The sequence below is a fragment of the Azospirillum sp. A23 genome (genome assembly GCF_042938965.1).
GTDB lineage: Bacteria > Pseudomonadota > Alphaproteobacteria > Azospirillales > Azospirillaceae > Azospirillum > Azospirillum melinis.
In genome coordinates this window covers 352,941-373,442 of sequence record NZ_CP170664.1, presented here as the reverse complement: position 1 = coordinate 373,442, position 20,502 = coordinate 352,941, and the positions used below count along the sequence as shown (strand labels likewise).

The 20,502-nt window shown below is 70.0% G+C and carries 17 protein-coding genes and 1 pseudogene; 6 read left to right on the top strand and 12 right to left on the bottom strand.

Annotated elements, in window-relative coordinates; all coding sequences use genetic code 11:
- Window positions 1-13: 13 nt before the first annotated feature.
- Entirely contained in the window at window positions 14-805 is a 792-nt protein-coding gene (locus tag ABNQ40_RS07080; RefSeq protein ID WP_247879550.1) for an SDR family NAD(P)-dependent oxidoreductase, read from the top strand.
- The gene (locus ABNQ40_RS07075) at window positions 802-1,248 is read left to right on the top strand and encodes a nuclear transport factor 2 family protein (protein ID WP_109047869.1); all 447 of its coding nucleotides are present in this window, start codon (window positions 802-804) and stop codon (window positions 1,246-1,248) included. Before ABNQ40_RS07080 ends, ABNQ40_RS07075 begins: the two co-directional genes overlap by 4 nt.
- On the opposite strand, the gene ABNQ40_RS07070 is transcribed toward ABNQ40_RS07075, so the two are convergent.
- Genes ABNQ40_RS07070 through ABNQ40_RS07055 form a run of 4 tightly spaced genes read right to left on the bottom strand, consistent with a single transcriptional unit; the run spans window position 1,211 to window position 5,346 of the window.
- Window positions 1,211-1,738: a DUF3833 domain-containing protein gene (locus ABNQ40_RS07070; protein WP_109047868.1), complete on the bottom strand. Its 528-nt coding sequence runs from the start codon at window positions 1,736-1,738 to the stop codon at window positions 1,211-1,213. The two genes, ABNQ40_RS07075 and ABNQ40_RS07070, sit on opposite strands and share 38 nt — an antisense overlap.
- A 16-nt stretch (window positions 1,739-1,754) precedes the next feature.
- Entirely contained in the window at window positions 1,755-3,017 is a 1,263-nt protein-coding gene (locus ABNQ40_RS07065; protein ID WP_109047867.1) for a cyclopropane-fatty-acyl-phospholipid synthase family protein, read from the bottom strand.
- A complete protein-coding gene (locus tag ABNQ40_RS07060) occupies window positions 3,014-3,964 on the bottom strand; it encodes a DUF1365 domain-containing protein (RefSeq protein ID WP_391345895.1) in 951 nt (316 codons plus the stop codon). Before ABNQ40_RS07060 ends, ABNQ40_RS07065 begins: the two co-directional genes overlap by 4 nt.
- Window positions 3,964-5,346, bottom strand: coding sequence for an NAD(P)/FAD-dependent oxidoreductase (locus ABNQ40_RS07055; protein ID WP_391345893.1), 1,383 nt, complete (start codon window positions 5,344-5,346; stop codon window positions 3,964-3,966). Before ABNQ40_RS07055 ends, ABNQ40_RS07060 begins: the two co-directional genes overlap by 1 nt.
- 222 nt (window positions 5,347-5,568) lie before the next feature.
- Here ABNQ40_RS07055 and ABNQ40_RS07050 point away from each other — a divergent pair, with 222 nt between their 5' ends.
- Together ABNQ40_RS07050 and ABNQ40_RS07045 are read left to right on the top strand one after the other, a co-directional pair.
- Window positions 5,569-6,219 carry a sigma-70 family RNA polymerase sigma factor gene (locus tag ABNQ40_RS07050; RefSeq protein WP_391345891.1) on the top strand — a complete coding sequence of 217 codons (651 nt, stop codon included), beginning with the start codon at window positions 5,569-5,571 and terminating at the stop codon, window positions 6,217-6,219.
- A complete protein-coding gene (locus ABNQ40_RS07045) occupies window positions 6,216-6,944 on the top strand; it encodes a ChrR family anti-sigma-E factor (RefSeq protein WP_109047863.1) in 729 nt (242 codons plus the stop codon). Before ABNQ40_RS07050 ends, ABNQ40_RS07045 begins: the two co-directional genes overlap by 4 nt.
- 49 nt (window positions 6,945-6,993) lie before the next feature.
- Here ABNQ40_RS07045 and ABNQ40_RS07040 read toward each other — a convergent pair whose 3' ends face one another.
- The 5 genes from ABNQ40_RS07040 to ABNQ40_RS07020 all read right to left on the bottom strand — a co-directional run bounded on the left by ABNQ40_RS07040 (window position 6,994) and on the right by ABNQ40_RS07020 (window position 15,440).
- Window positions 6,994-8,154 (bottom strand): methyl-accepting chemotaxis protein, encoded by a 1,161-nt coding sequence (locus ABNQ40_RS07040; RefSeq protein ID WP_391345889.1) that lies wholly within the window; start codon window positions 8,152-8,154, stop codon window positions 6,994-6,996.
- A complete protein-coding gene (locus tag ABNQ40_RS07035; RefSeq protein ID WP_391345887.1) occupies window positions 8,085-9,077 on the bottom strand; it encodes a HAMP domain-containing protein in 993 nt (330 codons plus the stop codon). The genes ABNQ40_RS07040 and ABNQ40_RS07035 overlap by 70 nt, the downstream gene beginning before the upstream one ends.
- Window positions 9,078-9,273: 196 nt before the next feature.
- Window positions 9,274-12,720, bottom strand: a complete 3,447-nt coding sequence (locus ABNQ40_RS07030; protein ID WP_391345885.1) for a PAS domain S-box protein — start codon at window positions 12,718-12,720, stop codon at window positions 9,274-9,276.
- Window positions 12,720-14,525 carry a hypothetical protein gene (locus ABNQ40_RS07025; protein ID WP_247879548.1) on the bottom strand — a complete coding sequence of 602 codons (1,806 nt, stop codon included), beginning with the start codon at window positions 14,523-14,525 and terminating at the stop codon, window positions 12,720-12,722. Before ABNQ40_RS07025 ends, ABNQ40_RS07030 begins: the two co-directional genes overlap by 1 nt.
- A 192-nt stretch (window positions 14,526-14,717) precedes the next feature.
- Window positions 14,718-15,440 carry a response regulator transcription factor gene (locus ABNQ40_RS07020; RefSeq protein ID WP_109047860.1) on the bottom strand — a complete coding sequence of 241 codons (723 nt, stop codon included), beginning with the start codon at window positions 15,438-15,440 and terminating at the stop codon, window positions 14,718-14,720.
- 315 nt (window positions 15,441-15,755) lie between these two features.
- Between ABNQ40_RS07020 and ABNQ40_RS07015 the strand changes: the two genes are divergently transcribed.
- Both ABNQ40_RS07015 and ABNQ40_RS07010 read left to right on the top strand, forming a co-directional pair.
- Window positions 15,756-16,220, top strand: coding sequence for a response regulator (locus tag ABNQ40_RS07015; RefSeq protein WP_391345882.1), 465 nt, complete (start codon window positions 15,756-15,758; stop codon window positions 16,218-16,220).
- Entirely contained in the window at window positions 16,217-17,284 is a 1,068-nt protein-coding gene (locus ABNQ40_RS07010) for an HD domain-containing phosphohydrolase (protein ID WP_109047858.1), read from the top strand. Before ABNQ40_RS07015 ends, ABNQ40_RS07010 begins: the two co-directional genes overlap by 4 nt.
- 86 nt (window positions 17,285-17,370) lie before the next feature.
- On the opposite strand, the gene ABNQ40_RS07005 is transcribed toward ABNQ40_RS07010, so the two are convergent.
- The 3 genes and pseudogenes from ABNQ40_RS07005 to ggt all read right to left on the bottom strand — a co-directional run bounded on the left by ABNQ40_RS07005 (window position 17,371) and on the right by ggt (window position 20,371).
- On the bottom strand, window positions 17,371-17,790 hold the full coding sequence (locus ABNQ40_RS07005; RefSeq protein ID WP_109047857.1) for a hypothetical protein: 420 nt from the start codon (window positions 17,788-17,790) through the stop codon (window positions 17,371-17,373).
- A 130-nt stretch (window positions 17,791-17,920) separates the two neighbouring features.
- Window positions 17,921-18,316 carry a hypothetical protein gene (locus ABNQ40_RS07000; RefSeq protein ID WP_109047856.1) on the bottom strand — a complete coding sequence of 132 codons (396 nt, stop codon included), beginning with the start codon at window positions 18,314-18,316 and terminating at the stop codon, window positions 17,921-17,923.
- Window positions 18,317-18,563: 247 nt separating this feature from the next.
- A pseudogene (gene ggt, locus ABNQ40_RS06995) lies at window positions 18,564-20,371 on the bottom strand (gamma-glutamyltransferase).
- Window positions 20,372-20,502: the final 131 nt, after the last annotated feature.

The following is a 20,502-nucleotide window of genomic DNA, read 5'->3' as shown; positions in this document are numbered from 1 at the left end:
CGGAGCACACGCCATGGATGGCGCGGGTGGTGACATGGGCAAGGGCTCGGACGGCGGTTCGCAGGGCGTCACCTGGATCACCGGGGCCGGCAGCGGCATCGGCCGGGCGCTGGCGATCCACCTCGCCAATGCCGGGGCGCGGGTGGCGCTTTCCGCCCGCACCGTCGAGGATCTGACCGCCGCCGTTCAGATGCTGCCCGACCGGATGCACATGTTCCCGCTCGACGTGACCGACCGCAAGGCGACCGCGGCCACGGTCGCCGCCATCGAAAGCCGGCTGGGGCCCATCGACCGGGCGGTGCTGAACGCCGGCACCCACAGCCCGATGTCGCTGGAGGATTTCTCCGCCGACACCGCCCGCCGGCTGATGGAGGTCAACTATATGGGCGTCGTCCATGGGCTGGAGGCGCTGCTGCCGCGGATGCGGGCGCGCGGGCGCGGGCAGCTGGCGGTGGTGGCCTCGGTCGCCGGATACCGCGGCCTGCCGACGGCGGCGGCCTACGGCCCGACCAAGGCGGCGCTGATCAACCTGTGCGAATCGCTGAAGCCCGACTGCGACCGCGCCGGGATCAAGCTTCAGCTGGTCTGCCCCGGCTTCATCGACACGCCGCTGACCGCCTGCAACCGCTTCCGCATGCCGGACCTGATGCCGGTGGAGGATGCGGCACGGGAACTGGCTGACGGGTTGGACGGCAACCGGTTCGAGATCGCCTTTCCCCGGCGCTTCACCCGCAAGCTGAAGCTGGCGCGCTGCCTGCCCTATCGGCTTTACTTCCCCCTGGTGCGCAAGGCGACGGGAGCATGACGGACGACGCCAGAAGCCAGGGGCTGGACGCCTGGGCCGACTTCTTCGAGCATCTGAGCCTCGACACGCTCGACCGGCTGCCGGAATTGACGATGCCGGAGGTGCGGTTCCGCGATCCCTTCAACGACGCCCGCGGGCGCGATGCGGTGCGCGCGGTGCTGGTCCACACGCTGAACGGCTGCCGCGACCTGCGCTTCACCGTCACCCACCGGCTGTTCGCCCCCGATCTGGCGATCCTGCGCTGGCGGTTCGAGGCGACGGTGACCGGCATCGGACGCATGGACGTGATCGGCACCAGCGAGGTGCGGCAGGCCGCCGACGGGCGGGTGGCCGAACACATCGACCATTGGGATTCCGGCGAGCACGTCTATCTGCGCCTGCCGCTGCTGGGCGCGCCGCTACGCCTCATTCGGCAGCGGCTGGGCGCATATCCGCCGGACTGACGGCGTCGGGCCGCGCCAGCCGGCCTTCGGGCAGGAAGAACAGGCTGACCGTGCCGATCCACAGGCCCCAGCGATAGACGTTGGCGCGGTTGATCAGCGCATCGCCCGGCTGCAGCCACATCCAGTCGTCGAAGCGCACGCGCCAGCGGTCGCCGCCCACCTTCAGCGCCATCTCGTAGGTCCAGTTCAGCGCGTTGCCGGCAGACCGGCCGACGGCCTTGCCGATCACGTCGTCGGCCCGCCCCTCATACCGGCCCTCCGCCGCCCTGGCGATGCGCCAGACCCGGCGCTCGGTCTCGCCATCGGCATAGAGGAAGCGTTCGTCCAGCACCAGCTCCCGCCCGTCCCACTGCCCGTCGATGGTCACGGTGAAGCTGCGGCGCAGCGTGCCGAAGCGGTCCTCGAACACCCCCCAGGCATGGGTGCGCCCGGCGAAATACCGCTCGATCCGCAGTTCGGGCGTGTTGGCGGCGAAATCCTCGATCTTCATCGCAAGGGTCCCCCGCTCACGGCTTGCGGAAACGCCAGAGCCCGACATCGATGGTCCCGGCGCGGAACCCGGCCTCGCAATAGGCGAGGTAGTAATCCCACAGCCGGCGGAACCGCTCGTCGAAGCCCAGCGCCGCCACCTGCGGCCCGGCCTCCAGGAAGCGCCGCCGCCACTCCGCGCAGGTCCGGGCATAGGAGTCCCCGAAGGTCTCGACATTCTCCACCACCAGCCCGGCCCGCTCCGCCTCGGCGCGCAGGGCCGACGGGCAGGGCAGCAGCCCGCCGGGGAAGATGTGGCGCTGGATGAAATCGCAGTTGCGGCGGTAGGACGGGAAACGCGCGTCGTCGATGGTGATCGCCTGCACCACCGCCGCTCCGCCGGGGAGCAGCCGGTCGCGCAGGGCGGCGAAATAGCGCGGCCAATGCTCCTCCCCCACCGCCTCGATCATCTCGATGGAGACGATGCGGTCGAAGCTGCCGCCGGCATCCCGGTAGTCCATCAGCCGCAGATCGACCCGATCTGCCAGTCCGGCGCCATCGACGCGGCCGCGGGCGAAGGCGAGTTGCTCCGCCGACAGGGTCAGGCCGGTGACCGAGGCGCCGAAGCGGCCAGCCAGATGCTCCGCCATGCCACCCCAGCCGCAGCCGATCTCCAGCACCCGGTCGCCGGGACGCAGCTGCAGCAACTCGGCGACGCGGGCGATCTTGGCGTCCTGTGCTTCCTCCAGGCTCTGGCCCTCACGCCCGTAGAGGGCGGAGGAATAGGTCATGCCGGGGTCGAGCCACAGGCGGTAGAAGTCGTTGCCCAAATCGTAATGGAAGGCGATGTTGCGGCGGCTGCCGCGGCGGGAATTGGCATGGCTGCGGTGGAAGAGCCGGTTGGCCAGCGCCGCCGCCAGGGTGCCCTTCAGCACATTCCTTTTTGAGCCGCGGCCGAGTTCCCCCTCGTTGCGGATCGCCAGTTCGATCAGCGCCGGCAGGTCGCTGCTGCGCCACAGCCCGTCGCCATAGGCCTCCGCCATGCCGATGCCGCCGCCCAGCAACAGACGCCGTGCCGCCGCCCCGTCCAGCAGGGTCAGGTCGGCCCGCGGCCCCTGGGCTGGATCGCCGACGCCCATCGTCCGCCCGTCGGGCAGGCGCAGGGTCAGCTCGCCTCGGCGGATGCGGCCGGCCATCCTCGCGAGGGCGGAGGTCCACAAATCCCCTCCGGTCAGCAGCCGCAGCCATCGGGGCTGCCGCCGAATCCTTCCCGCAGCGATGTCGGTAACAGCGTCGGTCATGGACGGAAAGCCTTCTCGGAAACGGGTAGGATGGCGCTTTTTACGACGGTGACGGGATGGGCGGGAGCCGGCGGGCGCGGGCGGATCGCCAGCCCCTTGCGCCACAGATGCAGCGCCTCCCAATGGATGCCGGCCACCACCTTGGCGGTCATCAGCGGATGGCGGGCCCAGACGCGAAGGATGGCGCCGTCGGTCAGCTCCACCCGCCGGGCGGTCAGCGCGGCGTGCAGCACCGGCCCCTCGGCATCGGTCTGGCGGATCGACACCGCCATCGGCTCCCCGGCCAGCCCGCCGGGCGGACGGATGCGGAAGTGATAGGCGGTCTCCATATCCATGAAGGGCGAGACGTAGAAGCCCTTGTCGCAGCGCTGGCGCACCAGCCCGTCCGGTCCGGCCGCCGCCGGGATCAGATAGGCGTGGCGCTGCCCGAAGGTGTTGGACACCTCGTGGATGATGGCGGCGAGCGTCCCGTCGCGGCGGTGGCAGAACCAGACGCAGAGCGGGTTGAAGACGAAGCCCAGCACCCGCGGGAAGCAGAGCAGCCGGACCGGCCCTCCCCCCTCGATCCCGGCGGCGTCCAGCTGGCCCTCGGCCCACTGCTTCAAGCCCTTAATCTCCCTCTCCCCCCCGGGGAGAGGGTCGGGGTGAGGGGGATGCATTGCGTGGCTATCCCGAGAATCCTCGTTGTGCGCCCCCCTCACCCTAACCCTCTCCCCGGGGGGGAGAGGGAATTCACCACCCAACGGGCCGAAATCGTCATCATTAAAGCTGAGCAGTCCGAAACGATTGTGGGCGAACAGCCGCAGTTCGCGGTCAAGCCGGGGAAGCTCGTCCAGATCGGCCAGCAGGCTGAACACCCGGTAGGACAGCCGGTGCCGCACCGGCTTCACCCGGTGGTGCATGACGTTCCCGACATAGAGGCCGGAGGCGAAGGGCCGCACCTCCATCACACCGCCTCCAGCGCGGCGGCACGGGAGCCCGGCACCGGTCCCACATGGATGCGGCCGGACTGGTTCGGCACCGTCCAGGGCCGGGGCAGGCCGCCCAGAGCCTCCGCCACCGCAAGCCCGGCCTGCGCGCCGTCCTCGTGGAAGCCGGCGCCGAAATAGGAGCCGGCGAACCAAGTCCGCCGCTGCCCTTGCAGGCTCCACAGCTGTTTCTGCGCCGCCAGCGCCGCCATCCCGAAGATGGGATGGTCGTAAAGGACGCTGCGCAGGATGCTGCCCTCGCGCGGCGGCCGCAGCGGGTTCAGCGTGACGAACAGGTCGCGCTCCCTGGGCAGGAAGCCTTGCAGGCGGTTCATCCAGTAGCTGACGCACACGGCGTCGCGCCCATTGTCGCCCTGCTCGGCCAGATAATTCCAGCTCGACCACACCGCCCGGCGCTTCGGCATCAGGGAGGCGTCGCTGTGCAGGATGGCAAGGTTGCGTTCATAACCGAAGGCGCCCAGCAGCCGGCGTTCCTCCTCGCCGGCATCCTCCAGCAGCGCCAGCGCCTGATCGGCATGGGTGGCGATCACCGCATGGTCGTGGGCGCGCACCGCTCCGCGGCGGTCGCGCACCAGGACACGGCCCCCCTCGCGGACGATGCCCTCCACCGCACGGTTCAGACGCAGGGCGCCGGGCATATCGGCCAGGATGCGTTCCACATAGCTGCGGCTGCCGCCCTCCACCGTGCGCCAGACGGGCCGGCCCTTGATCTTCAGCAGGCCGTGGTTGTCGCAGAAGCGGATGAAGGCGGCGGCGGGATGGTCGCGCATCGCGACGGCCGGGGTCGACCAGATCGCGGCGGCCATGGGGAGCAGATGGTCGCGGACGAAGGCGTCGGAATAGCCGCCGCGGTCCAGCACGTCGCCCAGCGTCAGCGTCTCCGCCGCCGACCCCTGCTGCAACTCGGCGAGCAGCCCGGGCGCCTCGCGGTAGAAGCGCAGCAGGTCGGCCAGCATCCGCCAGAAGCGCGGCCGCAGCAGGTTGCGCTTCTGCGCGAACAGGGTGGCGAGCGAACTGCCGGCATATTCCACCCGCCCGCCGTCCAGCGAGGCGGAAAAGCTCATGTCCGTCGCCCGCGTCGCCACGCCCAGATGGTCGAACAGTGCCACCAGATTGGGATAGCAGGGCTCGTTGTAGACGATGAAGCCGGTGTCGACCGGACCTGCGCCGTCCGCCTCCACCGTGTTGGCGTGGCCGCCCGGCCGGTCCTCCTTCTCGTAGAGGGTGACGCGGTGCGACTTCGACAGCAGCCACGCCGCCGACAGTCCGGCGATGCCGGCGCCGATGACGGCGATGTCGAGCGGGGCCGGCGGGCTGGTCTCGGGCGGTGAATGTGGCATGGGGTGGCCCTCTTGGGGGGTCTTGGCGCTAATCGGGGGGGTCTCGACGATGTCCGGGGCCGCACTCTATCCGAATTGGGTAGGCTCGGCGTGTGATCGGGATACGGAGGCGGATCGCGGTTGGATCATCGCCACGCCCGCGCTTTCCCGCCACCCGGCCGGATGAACAAAAAGACAAGGGGCGGCAGTGATCCGAAGCGCAGGCGTCGGCGTAACTCCAGCATGATCGCCCCCCTCGCCACTCTTCTGACGCACACCGCCGGAGCGGACCGGGCCAAGCCGGACCGGGCAAAAGCCGGGCTGGCGGCGCGCGGCTGCGACGATCCGGCGGCAGCCCGGCTGTCCGCCGATCTGGTCGCGGTGGCGGCGGGGGACCGTCAGGCCTTCGCCCGGCTGTTCGCCCATTTCGCCCCGCGGGTGAAGGCGTACATGCTGAAGCTGGGCATGCCGGCGCAGCGGGCGGAGGATTTGGCGCAGGACACCATGCTGTCGGTGTGGCGCAAGGCCCGGCTCTACAATCCGGCGAAGGCGGAGGCCGCCACCTGGGTCTTCACCATCGCGCGCAACCTGCGCATCGACGCGCTGCGCCGTGAACGGCATCCGGAGGTGTCCGACGACGAGCTGCTGGAGCATGAGGACGACCGCCCGCCCGCCGACGAGCTGCTGGACGGCGACCGCCGTGCCCGCCGCCTGCGCGGTGCGCTGGCGGCGCTGACGCCGGAACAGGCGGAAGTGGTTCGGCTGTCCTTCTTCGCCGACCTTGCCCATCCGGCCATCGCCGAACGGCTGGACGTGCCGTTGGGCACAGTGAAATCGCGCCTGCGTCTGGCCATGGCCAAGATCCGCAAGGCGTTGGGAGACGACGACCGATGACCGCCAATCACCCCGATGCCGCCCTGGCCCTCCTGCCGAACCACCATCCCAGCGATGCGTTGCTGGTGGCCTACGGTGCCGGCAGCCTGGGAGAGGGGCTGTCGCTGGCCGTGGCGGTCCATCTCGCCCATTGCCCCGACTGCCGCGCCACCCTGGCGGAGGTGGAGGCGCTGGGCGGCGCCCTGCTGGAGGATTTGCCGCCGGCCCCGCTGGAAAGCCTGTCGCTGGCCGCCACCCTGGACCGGCTGGACCGGGAGGAGGCCCCGGCCAATCCCTGCAAGGCTCTGCGCCTCAAGCCGCAGTGGAGCAAGCCGAAAGCCGCCTCCGCGCCGCAACCGGCGACGGGTTTGCCACGTCCGCTGCGGGCCTATGTCCCGTCCCTGGACGGCCTGTCCTGGCAGCGTCTGGCCCCCGGCGTGCGGCGGGTGGAACTGCTGCCGCGCACGGCGTCCGGCGGCGCCGCGCAGCTTCTGCGCATCGCGCCCGGCACCGCCCTGCCCCACCACGGCCATGGCGGGCTGGAGCTGACCGTGGTGCTGAGCGGCCATTTTGCCGACGAGCTGGGCCGCTACGGCCCCGGCGATCTGGCGGAGGTCGATGGCGACACCAACCACCAGCCCATCGCCGACAGCCACCGCGACTGCATCTGCCTGATCGCGACCGACGCGCCGCTGCGCTTCACCGGCCTGATGGGCCGGCTGATGCAGCCCTTCATCGGGCTTTAGGGGCGGGCTTTAGGGGCGGGCTGTAGGCCGGCCTCCGCGAAGCCGCAGGTCACGCAACGGCAGCCATCGGCGTCAGGCCGTGGGTCAGGCGCTCCACCTCACGCTCGAACGCCTCCCGGTCGGCGTCGGGCAGATCGAACTTCACGTGCAACCGGCCGCGCTCGCTGGACTTGACCCGCGCGGTGAGCGGCCGGGACACCCCGTCGATGCGCAGGGTCACCATCCCGCCGGTGGCATGCCCGCCGGTAAACTGGTCAGGAGCGCCGGTCAGCATGGCGCCGCCCGCCGACAGGTTGGCGACGACGGCACGCACCGGGCCGGCGCCGGCGACCTCCAGACCGCAGCCCATCGACACGGCGAAACGCGGGCGCTGGCGGCGGTCGACGTCGCTGGTGGCGGTTCGTACCACGCGGATCAGCACGTTGCGCAGGGCGTCGATGCCGCCGGCGACGTCGTCCGCCACCGTCCGCACCTCGCCGGCGCGGTTCTGGGTTGAGTTGGCCTCGGCGGAAACGCGGCCGATGCGCAGCGACACCTCCTTCGCCGCATCGCTGGTCTGGCTGACCGAGCGGGCGATCTCCTGGGTCGCCGCCGCCTGCTCCTCCACCGCGGCGGCGATGGAGGAGGAAATCCCGGCCACCTCGTCGATGGTTTCCGCCACCTCGCCGACGACGCCGACGGCCGATGCGGTCACCGACTCCACCTCCGCGATCAGCGAGCCGATCTCCTCGGTGGACCGCGCGGTCTGGCTGGCGAGGTTCTTCACCTCGTTCGCCACCACGGCGAAGCCCCGCCCGGCATCGCCGGCCCTCGCCGCCTCGATGGTTGCGTTCAGCGCCAGCAGGTTGGTCTGGCTGGCGATGTCGCCGATCAGCCGGGCGACGGCACCGATGCGCTCGACCGATGCCGACAGCCGTTCGATGGTGGAGCGGGCCAGCCCCGCCCGCTCCACCGCGCGGCCGGTGACCCGGGTGGCGGTGGACACCTGCATGCCGATGTCGCCGATGGAGGCCGACAGTTCCTCCGTCGCGGCGGCGACGGTCTCGGCGTTGCTCAGCGCCTGCTGGGCGGCGGCGGCGACGTTCTGGGCGTTGTCGCTGACCTGCACCGCCGATTCCGCCATGGCGCCGGCATTGCCGCTCATGCGGCTGGTCCGTTCGGCGACATGATCGACGGCGACGCGGGTCTCGCGCTCCACCTTCTCCGCCATCGACTCCAGCGCCTGCGCCGCTCCTCCTCGCCCCGGCGGCGGGTCTCCTCCTGGGCAAGGCGCAGCCGGGCATTCTCCCGCGCGCCCTGCTGGAAGACGCGGACGGTGTCGGCCATGTGGCCGATCTCGTCCCGGCGCTCGCTCAGGCCGACTTCGACTTCCAGGCTGCCGCCGGCCAGCGCCGCCATGGCGCGGCCCAGCCGTTCCAGCGGACGGATCATCGCCGCCTCCAGGAAGACGACGCAGGCCGAGGCCATCAGCAGGATGACCAGCCCGGCGCCGATCAGGGCCCAGCGCAGCCCATCAGCCGCCTCCCGCACCGCCCCGATGCCGCCGGTCAGCTCCTTCAGCCGGTCGGCACTGAGGGCGACGACGCTGGCGCCCAGCGCCTCCATGCTGTCGCCCATGGCGTCGGCGACGCTGTCGAATTCGCCCATGATCCGGTTGCCGGCCTCCGGCCCGCCGTCGACATAGGCCTGCGCCATGCGCCGCCCCATCTCGTAATAGGGACCGAAGGCCTTGCGGGCGCGCCCGATCTCGTCGACCACCTGGGGCAGGGTCAGCGCCCGTGCCAGTTCGGTGGCCTTGGCGGTGTGCTCCTCGAACCGGCGGGCATAGTCGGCGGCCTTTTCCGGCCCGTCATTCATGCCGTCCAGCCCGCGGGTGGCGGAAACGTCGGTCAGCCACTGCTGCGTCTGCACCACGTCGAACCGGATTTCCCCAACCAGGGAAACCAGGGGGATGACGCTGCCGACGAGGTCATGCGTGTCGTGCTGCACCTCCGACAGATGGTCGGTCTGCCGGTTCATGTCGCGCATGGTGAGAACCGAGGACAGGCCGACCGCAGCGAAGACGAACACCGCGACCGCCACGACCTTCGCCCGGATCGAGATGACATGGAGAATGCTTCCGGCAGCCATCATGATGAGGAACTTTACTGATTAAGAGTACGAATGATCGGCACAGGCCGAGACTGCGTACCCTAGACATTCCACACCATTCGGTCACCGCAAATACTTTTTAACGGATGCATATGCGACGCGAAGTCGCTGCTCTACTTGAGAAATTCTATGAAATCTTTTCGGAAACAAAACAACGGCTGACAGAGTATTCGTTGCGTCAGGCCGTTTCCTGCTCCAGCGCGGCATCGTCCGCCGGCTGGAACCGGGACGCCAGAGCGTCCAGCGTGGCCTCGGCGACGCCCTCCAGCGCTTCGCAGTGCGGGTCTCCGGCTGTCCAGCCGCCATGGTCGAGCGCCCGCTGCTCCAGCAGCGAAGCCAGACGGCTCAGGCGCACGGCGCCGATGTTGGCGGCCGTTCCCTTCAGGGTATGGGCGATGCGGACCGGCGGCACGGCGCCCCCCTCCCGCCCGGCCGCGGCGCGGATGGCGGCCACGCTGTCGCCCACCGTCCGCCGGAAGGCGACCACCGTCTGCGCCCAGGCCTCCTCGCCGATCACCGCGCGCAGCGACGAGGCCTGCGCGTCGTCCAGCAGCGGCGTCGCGCGCCAGACCTCCGCCTCGGACGGGGCGGGCGACGGGGCTGCCGGGGAAACGGATGCCATGGGCGCCCGCGGCGGCAGGCCGGAGTCCCCCCATGTCCCGCCGGCCGCCCGCGACGCGGCCACCGAGGCCAGCACGTCGAACAGGTCGGCGGACACGATGGGCTTGGTCAGATAGGCGGTCATGCCGGCGGCGAGATATTCGGCGCGGTGGCCGGGCATGACGTTGCCGGTCAGCGCCACGATGGGAAGGCGGGCGGCCTCGCCCGGCATGGTGCGGATGTGCCGGGTCGCGGTGACCCCGTCCATCACCGGCATCTGCACGTCCATCAGGACGAGGTCGAAACCGCCCTCCTCCACCAGACGCACCGCCTGCAAGCCGTCCTCCACCGCCGTCACGCGATGGCCGGCGCGGCGCAGCATGGTGACGACGATGTCGCGGTTGATCTCGTTGTCCTCGGCGACCAGGACATGCAGGCCGGCCGGCTGCGCGGTTCCGCCCCCCACCGATCCGGTGTGGACAGCCCCGTCCCCTGCCGCCGGCACCGGTTCCGGAGCGCAGGGCGCGGCCAGCAGCCCCGACGACGGATCGGCGGCGGGTTCGCAGCGGACGGTGAACCAGAAGGTGCTGCCCTTGCCCTCGGTGCTGACCACACCGATGCGCCCGCCCATCAGCGTCACCAACTCCCGGCTCATCGCCAGCCCCAGCCCGGTGCCGCCGAAGCGCCGCGTGGTGGAACTGTCGGCCTGGGTGAAGCGGCGGAACAGGGTCTGCTGCACATTCTCCGGAATGCCGATTTCGGTGTCGGCCACCTCGAACCGCAGGAAGAAGCCGCCATCTGCCGCCAGTGCCGCCGCTCCCGTTCCGCTCCCCTCCAGCCCGACCCGCACGGACACGCCGCCCCTGTTGGTGAATTTCAGCGCGTTGCCGACCAGATTGACCAGCACCTGCCGGATGCGGCGCAGGTCGGCCCGCACCCGGTCGGGCACGGCGGGCGCCACCTCCCGCGTCAGGATCAGGCCGCGGCCGCAGGCGGTCGGCTCCAGCAGGTCGATGCTGTCGCCCAGCACGGCGCGCAGCTCGAAATCCACCGGCTCGACCTCCGCCTTGCCGGCCTCCAGCTTGGACAGGTCGAGGATGTCGTCGATGATCTGCAACAGCGCGTTGCCCGACCGGTTGGCGACGTCCAGAAGCTGGCGCTGATCCTCGTTCAGGTTCGGCCCCTCGACCAGGGCGAGCGCACCCAGAACCCCGTTCATCGGCGTGCGGATCTCGTGGCTCATGGTCGCCAGGAACTCGCCCTTGGCGCGGTTGGCCTGATCGGCGGCCTCCTTGGCGCGGCGCAGGCTGGCTTCGATCTCGCGCTGGGCGGTGACGTCGCGGAGCGCGCCGGTGACGTACCGGCGGTCGCCCTCGCGCCAGCCGGCCAGGGTCACCTCCAGCGGAAACTCGCTGCCGTCCTTGCGGCGGCCGGTCAGTTCCCGGATCTCCGAGCGCGGCGCGGAGGCATCGCTCTCGCGGTAGGTGGCCAGCAGCCCGTCATGGACGGCGCCCATCGCGGTCGGCATCAGCCGGGTCATAGGCCCGCCGACCATGTCGGCTGCGCGGTAGCCGAACAGCCGCTCCGCCGCACGGTTGAAGGCGTCGATGGTGCCATGCTCGTCGATGGTGACGATCGGCTGGCCCACCGCCTCGAACATGGCGCGGTAGCGCGCCTCGCTGGAGGCCAGCCGGTTGGCGGCCAGCTCCCGCTCGGTGATGTCGGTGGCCGAGCCGCGATAGCCGCGGAACTCCCCGCTCTCCTCGAAGACCGGACGGCCGCTGACGCTGAAATAGCGCAAGCCCGCCGCCGTCATCACCCGGTAGCGGAAGTTCCGGAACGGCTCCCGCCGCTCCATCGCCTGACGGTGCCGCTCCCACTTGGGCGCATCCCCCGGTTCGCGTAGCGCGACATCCTCCCGCCTGAGGCCGATGGGCAGCGTCCCGTTGACGACATGCGGGACCAGCGGCCCAGCCAGATTGGAGAAGCGCAGGTCGGCGTCCATCTCCCAGAACCAGTCGGACGCCGTTTCCGCCTGGTCGCGGAACCGCTCCTCGCTCTGGGCCAGCTGGCGGGCCAATGCGGCGAGCCGCGCCGTCTGCCGCGTCGCCAGCAGGGCCAGCCCGATCAGCCCGGCGCTGCACGCCGCCGCCGCCAGCAGATAGACCCGCTGCCGCCGCCGCGTGTCGGCCAGGAAGGAGCCCTCGTCGAACGCCGCCGTGACGATCAGCGGATAGGAGGCCAGGGTGCGGAAGGATTGCAGGCGCGGAATCCCGTCGATCACGCTGGCGCTGCGCACGAAGCCGGTGGGCCGGAGGCGCGCCATCTGCAGGGTCGGGGATTCGCCGACGTCCCGCCCGACGATGCGGTCGTTCATCAGCGAGCGGGCGCGCAGGATGCCGTCGGTGCCGATGATCGCCACCGCCCCGTTGAGGCCGACGTCCAGCTCCTCCAGCGAGCGGCTGAAATAGAAGGGGTCCATCGACGCGACCAGCACCCCGGCGAAGCTGCCGTCGCTGTTGCTGATGCGCCGCGTCAGCTGGATCGACCATTTGCCGGAGGCGCGGCCAAACACCGGCTTCCCGATGAACAGGCCGGCGGCCGGGTTGTTGGCATGGACGCGGAAATGCTCGCGGTCGGCCAGATGGATGCGGACCGGCGCATCCTCGACGCTGGTGTGGATGAGGTCGCCATGCTCGTCGATCACCGCCAGTTGGACCAGGATGCTCGAACGCTCCACCGCCTGCCGCAGCATCTGGGTGATGCCGTGGGTCCACCTGTCGCCATGCTCGTGATAATCGTCGATCAGGAACAGCAGGATCTGGTCGGCCTCGGCGACGGTTCGGGTCGCCTGCTCGGCGACGACGCGGGCGAGGTTGCCGCTGTCGCGCTCGGCCCGCGCCATCGCCTCGGCATCGTCGTAATGGGCCAGCGTCAGGGCCGCCGCCCACAGTCCGGCGGCGATCACCAGGGTCGCCGTCCAGATGGCGGCGATGAAGCCTTGCAGATGAAGGCGTCCACGCATCAGCGCCGCCCTCCGGCCATCCCGTCCCCGCTTTCCTCCCCGCTGCCCCTCCGGCTGCCGCCGGCGGCGAGCGCCGCCACCGCGCGCGCCAGCCGCGGCAGATCGACAGGCAACGGCAGAAGCAGGTCGGCCGGTCCGCCGGCCTCGAGGTGAAGCGGGACGGCGCCAGCCCCCGGAAGCTCTGTGCCGGCCGCGCCGTAGAGCACGCAGAGCAGGTCCGGCCGCAGCGCCTTCAGGCGGCCGGCCAGCGCAAGGCCGGCGGGAAGCGCGCTCAGCCCCGGACCGATGACCACCGCATCGAAGAAGCCCGGCTCGTCGGCGACGACGTCCAGCGCATCGCGAAGGTCGTCGCAGACCGACACCTCGAATCCCTGCCGCTCCAGCCCGGTCTGGAACCGGTCTCCGGACGCCGGGTCGGCATCGACGACCAGAACCTTGCAGGCCGGCGCGGAACTGCGCGTCGCCGGACCCGGCACCTGCCGGGGCAGCAGCGGCGGCGCCTGCTGCGGCTGCTGCGGCTGCTGTGGCGGCGCGTTCTCCGGTTGCGGTGTCGCCGCCCTGGCGGTGCGGAGCGGCGGCGGGACGGCAGGAATGTGCAGCCGCACCGCCGTTCCTTCCACCGGGTGGGTCAGCAGGCTCAGCCCACCGTCGTGAAGCCGCGCGGTCAGCAGGGCTGCCGGCCAGGAGGCGCCCTCCTCCCGCTCCGACTGGCCGCGGCGGTAGCAGGCGCGGGCGAACAACAGCGGGTCGACCAGCATGGACAGCACGTCGTCGGCCAGCGGCGGGCCGTCGACCCGCAGTTCGAACAGGATGTGGGGTCCGCGGCGCGGCGTCAGGAGCGGCCGGACGGTCCAGCCGGTGGCGTCCCGATCCGGATCGTCCTGATCCGCAACCGGTTCCGATCCCAACCCTGCCCCCAACTGCACGGGAACCGAGGCGCGCAGGCAAAGCCGGGCATCGCCGGCCCGGCCGGAGGCGGCGAGGATCTCCGCCGCCAGACCCGCCAGGGTCCGCGCCAGCAGGCCAGCGTTACAGACCGGATCGGGCACGCCGGGATCGTGGCGGACGGCCAGACTGCCCGGCTGCACCGGAACGGTCCGCAGCAGTGCGGCCGCCTCGTCCAGAATGCCGGCGGCCCGCTCGGGCTTCAGCGGGACCGGCTCCATCCTTGCGGCCGACACCAGCCTGCGCAGGCCGGGACCGACGCGGGTCACCGCCGTCAGGACACGGTTGGCATAGTCGGCCTGGGGCGAGTCCGCGGGCAGGTCGCTGACCAGGAAGTCGGCATAGCCCGAAACCGCGCCCAGCGCATTGTTCATGTCGTGGACGATGGCGCAGGCAAGCTCGGCACGGACGTCCATCGCCGTCAGTTGCTGGCTGCGCAGCCGCTCCGCAGCCTGCCTGTCCCTTTGGCGCAACGCCTCTTCCAGCGCGGCGATGCGGACGGTGGCCCCGGCGGCCATGTCGGGGGCCGGCCGCTCCGGCGGCGGCACCGGTCCAGGGAGGGGGCCGGGGAACGGGACGGAAAACGGCGTGGATTCCGCCGCCTTGTCGCGCGCGGCCTTGCGGCGCCCGGCATTCCAGGCCGACAGCAGCGTCAGCCCGGCCGCCGCAGCGCAGCCGGCAGCCATCAGCGGAAGCGCCAGGGGCGCCGCCTCGCGCAGCGGGTCGAGCGCGGACAGCACAAGCACTGCCGCACCGCACAGCGCCGAGATTGCGGGCGCCGCGATGGAGGGCGCACCGGCGGCAGGCAAGGCGGCGGGCACAGCGGCGGGCGCGGCGCGGACCGTTTGCGGAGCGGGCATGGAATGGTCGGATGGGCTCATCGGCGACTCGGAATGCGGCCCCATTTTGCGGCCCTGTAGCGGTTACGCCCATCTCTGCCGCACCGGACGAAGGCGTGTGACGAGAGGAGTCGACCATACCAGAACGGCCGGCCTCCCGCTGCTGGGACCAGCCCTATGCGGCAAGCGGTCTTCCCGGCACGCCTGCCGGAGTCAGGACGACGCTTCGTTCAGGCTGCGGGACAAGAGGCCGGCCTGCTGGGCGCGGCGCACGGCATCGGTGCGGTTGCGGGCGCCCAGCTTGCGCAGGATGCGGCGGGTGTGCAGCTTGACCGTCACCTCCTGAAGGCTGAGGTGTCGGCCGATCTCCTTGTTGGTCGCCCCGGTGGCGAGCATCGACAGCACCTGCTGCTCCCGGTCGGTCAGGGGCGAGGACGGTGCACCCTCCCCGTCCAGCGGCGCTCCGTCGGCCTCCTCCGCCTCGTCGATGTCGAGCGACAGGTCGGTCATGTGCAGCAGGTCGAGCGCCACGCATTTCGGCACGAAGCTGCCGCCTTCGGCCACCAGACGCAGGGCCTGCGCCAGGATGCGGCGCGGCGTCGTTTTCGGCAGGAAGGCTTCGGCACCGCAGCGCAGCACCTCCAGGGCGGTCAGCGCATCCTCCGCCCCCGTCACCACGGCGACCGGCCCCTGGACCCCCGCCTGGCGAAGCACGGCGATCGGATTGCTTCCCTCCGCACCGGGCATCCGCCAGTCGAGCACGATCAGGTCATAGCGGAAAAGCATGGCGGGACTGCCGTCGGCCGATGCCGGCGCCAGGGGCAATTCCAGAAGTGAACCGATGCAGCCGATTTCCGCATCCGGCCAAGCCTGACGGACCGACAGCTCCAAGGCGTCCCGGAACAAGGGATGGTCGTCCGCCACCAAGATCTTCATCAACCAGCCTCCGCCACCCTCGGCAACCGCTCATCCCACAGTATCAAGATTTTCTGTTATACTGGCCGAAATCTTAAGTTTTCGTGGCTTCCGCATATTTCACGCCAGTCATAATTGCATGACGGTCATACTTCCCTGCCTCCGTCCAGTACCGCATCTTCATAGATGCGGGATAATATCCCCACTATCCCATTTCCCGTCCCCGCTATCCCAGACACAGCGGGTGCGCGCGCCGGTAGCCGGTTATGGTGACGCTTAGCGATTTCTCTCCAGCGCGGCCCGACGGTCACGCGGTGGATCACGGAAGCGGCACCCATGGAAATGACCCTCTTCGAGCTGCGGGGCCTGCCCACCCCCTCCTCCACCACCGAATCCGCCGCGTCCATCCTGCTGGTCGACGACGACCCCGACTTTCGCGGAATGGTGCGCATCGCCTTCCAGCGTGCCGGCTACACCGTGCACGAGGCCGAGAACGGAAACGCGGCACTGGCCGTCATGGAACGGCATCCGGTGGATTCGGCGGTGACGGACATCATCATGCCGGAGGCCGACGGGTACGAGATCATCCTGCGGCTGAAGGCACAACAGTCGCGCCCGCCCCTGATCGCGGTGACCGGCGGCAGCGTGCGCCTGCGGATGGAGCTGCCGGGGATGGCCCGCCTGCTGGGGGCCGAGGCGGCCTTCGAAAAGCCGGTCGACCTGAAGGCCCTGCTGGCCGAGGTCGGCCGGCTGCTCGCCGCCCGCAAGGACAGCGGCCGGGAAGGCGACGCCGCAAGATGAACATCCTCATCGTCGACGACGACCGCACCAATCTCTTCATCATGGCCGCCATCGTCCGCCGCCTGGACGATGCAGAGCCGGTGACCATGGAAAGCCCGCTGGACGCCGTCGAATGGCTGCGCGGGAACGAGCCGGACCTGATCCTTCTGGACCAGATGATGCCGGACATGGACGGCATCGAGCTGCTGCGCCACATCCGCGACGATGCGCGGCTGGACACCGTGCCGGTGGTGATGATCACCGCCAACACGGCGGTCGACATCCGCGTGCGGGCGCTCGACGAGGGTTGCAGCGATTTCCTGACCAAGCCGGTGGTCGTGCCGGAGGTGCAGGCGCGCCTGCGCAACCTGCTGGCCCTGCGCCACAGCCGCGCCCTGCTGCGCGACCGCGCCGCACTGCTGGCTGCCGAGGTCGAGCGGGTGACCGCCGCCCTCCAGCGCCAGGGGGAGGAACTGGTCAACCGCCTGTCGCGCGCCGCCGAATACCGCGATCCTGAGACCGGCGCCCACATCGAGCGGATGGCGCTCTATTCGAAACTGGTCGCCGAAGCGGCCGGCTGCGGCGGCGCCTTCGCCCAGGAGCTGATGAAGGCGGCGCCGATGCACGACATCGGCAAGATCGCCATCCCGGACATGATCCTGCTGAAGCCGGGACGCCTGTCGCCGGAAGAGATGACGGTGATGCGGCAGCACGCCGCCATCGGCCACCGCATCCTGGCGGACAGCCCGATTCCGCTGCTGCGGCTGGCGGCGGAGATCGCGCTCAGCCATCACGAGAAGTTTGACGGCAGCGGCTATCCCAACGGTCTGGCCGGGCCGGACATCCCGCTGTCCGGCCGCATCGTCGCCATCGCCGACGTGTTCGACGCCCTGACCTCCGCCCGCCCCTACAAGCAGTCCTGGAAGCTGGAGGAGGCGCGCTCCTACATGATCGAGAACCGCGGCCGCCACTTCGACCCGGCGCTGCTGGACGCCTTCCTGTCGCGTTGGGAGGACGTGTGCAGGATCCACCACGAGAACGCCGAAGAGTTGTCCGACCTCGTTCCCGAAGCGATTCATCACTGAAAAGCGCGGCTGAAAGGACGTGCCTGAACGGGCGCGAGGGCCGGTGAGGCCCTCGTTTCACGATCCGCCCTTGATTCGACCTGCCCTCAGTTCACGATCCGCCAGGTCCCGTCGGACTGGAGGCAGGCGGTGCCGTAGACCGGCTGCGGCCGGCCGCCGACCATGGCGCTGCTTTGGTATTCGCGGCATTGCTGGCCGCTTCGCGAATAATAGACCGGTCCGGCCGGATCGGCGCCGATGGTGCCCGGCGGCGGTGCATAATATTGCACCGGCGGAGGCGCGTAGACGACCGGCGGCGGCGCGTAATACTGCACCACCGGCGGGGGCGGCGCGTAGTAGCGGTACGGATGGTAATAGCCGTAGGACGGGAAAATCGGTCCGACGCCGATGCCGACCGATACCGACGTGCGCGCCTGTGCCGCACCCGGAACGGACATCACGGCGGCTGCGGCCGCAACCGCCAGCATCGCAGCACCCAGGGCGACCGCCCTCCGCACCGTCTTCATCTTTAGTCTCCCGGCCTCTATCTCCCGGCACGCGGAAACCGTCCCGCCGGCCGCCTGAGATATGGCGCCATCATACACCGGTCCCGCGGCGCATCACAGAGGCTGCGCGCGGGGGCCGTATGCAGGACTGTCAGATGTCGAGCGGCAGATTGTCCGGGTCGAAGCCCAGCTGCTCGACGATGGCGCGGGCGAGCGGAATGCTGGTCTCGAACCGCCATTCGGCCATGCCGGGACGGTATTCCGACACGTTGGGGCGGCCATTGGCAAAGCGGCGCGGATGCAGCTCGTACCAATAAATGTCGTTGAGGCCGACACCCTGCTCCTTCGCATAGGCCTCGGCGATGCGGGGCCAATCGTTCACGGCCGGCTGGGGCAACCCGGCCGCTTTGGCGATGTCGGTCTGTTCCAGGAAGGCGACGATGCGCTTCCCCTCGCGCTCGAAATCGGCGACCCGGATGGTGACGGGCTGCTTTCCTTCACGCTGATAGGTCCACTCGCGGTTCTTTTCGACCAAGGCCTTGTCCACGGCAAATGCTCCGGTTCACTCCTGCAAAGGCTAACCGACAGGCCCGCCTTAATCCAACTGTTCCGTTGCCTTTCCCGAACGGGCACGAGCCTTTGGCCCCTGCGCCGCCGGTCATGGCGGATCAAAGGTTACCAAAGCACGCCGCTTTTTCTTTGTACACGGGAATTGTGACGCCCGGCCGTCGCCGGGCGCCCTCCTCCCTTCCGGTCACTGCCCTCCGGCCAATCCCCCTCCCCGGTTGCTCCCCTCAATATCCCAGCGTCATGCCGTCGGGATTGCGCGGGTCGGAAAAGCCGTACAGACCGTCCTCGCGCAGCTGGATGGTCTGGGTGCGGCCCATCGTCGGTTTCACCGCCACCTTGTGGCCCATCTGCTCCAGCAGGCGGACGGTGTCGGGGCTGAGGCCCTTCTCCACCCGCAGCTCGTCGGGGGTCCACTGGTGATGGACGCGCGGCAGGGCGGCGGCCTCGGCCGGGTTCATGCCGAAGTCGATGTGGTCGATCACCGTCTCCATGGTGGTGGTGATGATGCGGCTGCCGCCGGGCTGCCGGTGACCAGCCAGGGCTTGCTGTCCTTCAGCACGATGGTCGGCGACATCGAGCTGAGCGGCCGCTTGAAGGGCTGGACGGCGTTGGCGTCGCCGCCGACCAGACCGAAGGCGTTGGGCACGCCCGGCTTGGCCGAGAAGTCGTCCATCTCGTTGTTCAGCAGGATGCCGGTGCCCTCGGCAACGATGCCGCTGCCGAAATTGAGGTTCAGCGTGTAGGTGGTGCTGACGACGTTGCCCTGGTTGTCCGCCACCGAGAAATGGGTGGTCTGGTCGCTCTCGTAGGGCGCCGGCTTGCCGGGCTTGATGCTGCCGGCCGGGGTCGCCTTCTCCGGATCGATCTTGGCCGCCAGTTCGTCGGCGTATTTGCGCGAGGTCAGGCCCTTCACCGGCACCTTGGTGAAGTCGGGATCGCCCAGATATTCGGAGCGGTCGGCATAGGCCAGCTTCATCGCCTCCGCCATCAGGTGGATCGAGCGGGCGCTGTCGGGGCCGTACTCCTTCAGCGGCCAGCGCTCCAGGATGTTCAGCATCTGGATGATGTGCGTCCCGCCGGAGCTGGGCGGCGGCATCGACTTGACGGTGTAGCCGCGGTAGCTGCCGCTGACCGGCTCGCGCTCCACCACCTTGTAGGCCTTCAGGTCGTCCTTGGTGATATAGCCGCCATGCTTCGCCATCTCGGCCGCGATCCTGTCGGCGATGGCGCCCTCGTAGAAGGCCTTCGGCCCCTGCTGCGCGATCGTCTCCAGCGACTTGGCGAGGTCGGCGTTGGCCAGCGTCTCGCCGGCGGTCAGCGGGCGGTTGTCCTTGAAGAAGATGGCACGGGTGGCGTCCCAGGCGGCCAGATGGTCGCGCTCGACCTCCAGCAGCCCGGCGAGCTGGGGGGTGACGGTATGCCCCTCGCGCGCCAGCTTGATCGCCGGGGCCAGCACGTCGGCCAGCGTCATCGTGCCGTATTTTTCCAGCGCATGGGCCAGCCCGGCGACGGTGCCGGGGATGCCGACCGCCAGATGGGTGTAGAGCGAGCGGTCGGGGACCACCTTGCCCTGCTGGTCCAGATACATGTCGCGGAAGGCCTTGGCCGGCGCCATCTCGCGGAAGTCGATGGCGACGTCCTTGCCGCTCTTGGCGTCATGTACGACCATGAAGCCGCCGCCGCCGATGTTGCCGGCATTGGGCAGCACCACCGCCAAGGCGAAACCGACGGCCACCGCCGCATCGACCGCGTTGCCGCCGCGCTTGAGGATGTCGACGCCGATCTCGGTCGCCAGCCGGTGCTCGGAGGCCACCATCCCGTTCTGGCTGCGGACGGGATAGAAGATGTTGTAGCCGAGGTCGTAGCGGACCGAAGCCGATGTCGGTGCTGGGGCTGGGACTGGGGCCGTTGCCGGAGCCGAGGTCGCGGCAGTCTGGGCGGGCGCCGGCACCGGCAGCACCAGGGCGGAGCCGACGCAGAGCGCCGCCACCGCCGCAATGCTGGACCGGGATCGGAAAGCAGGGAACCACATGCGGTGAAACTCCTGAACGGGACGTCAGGTCGGGGGCCGCCGCCCGGGCCCCGCAGGATGTCACACCCGCGGTCCCCGGTCTTCACCCCGTCGCTGGCCTGCCCAACAATTCACCATCAGGGTTAATGGCT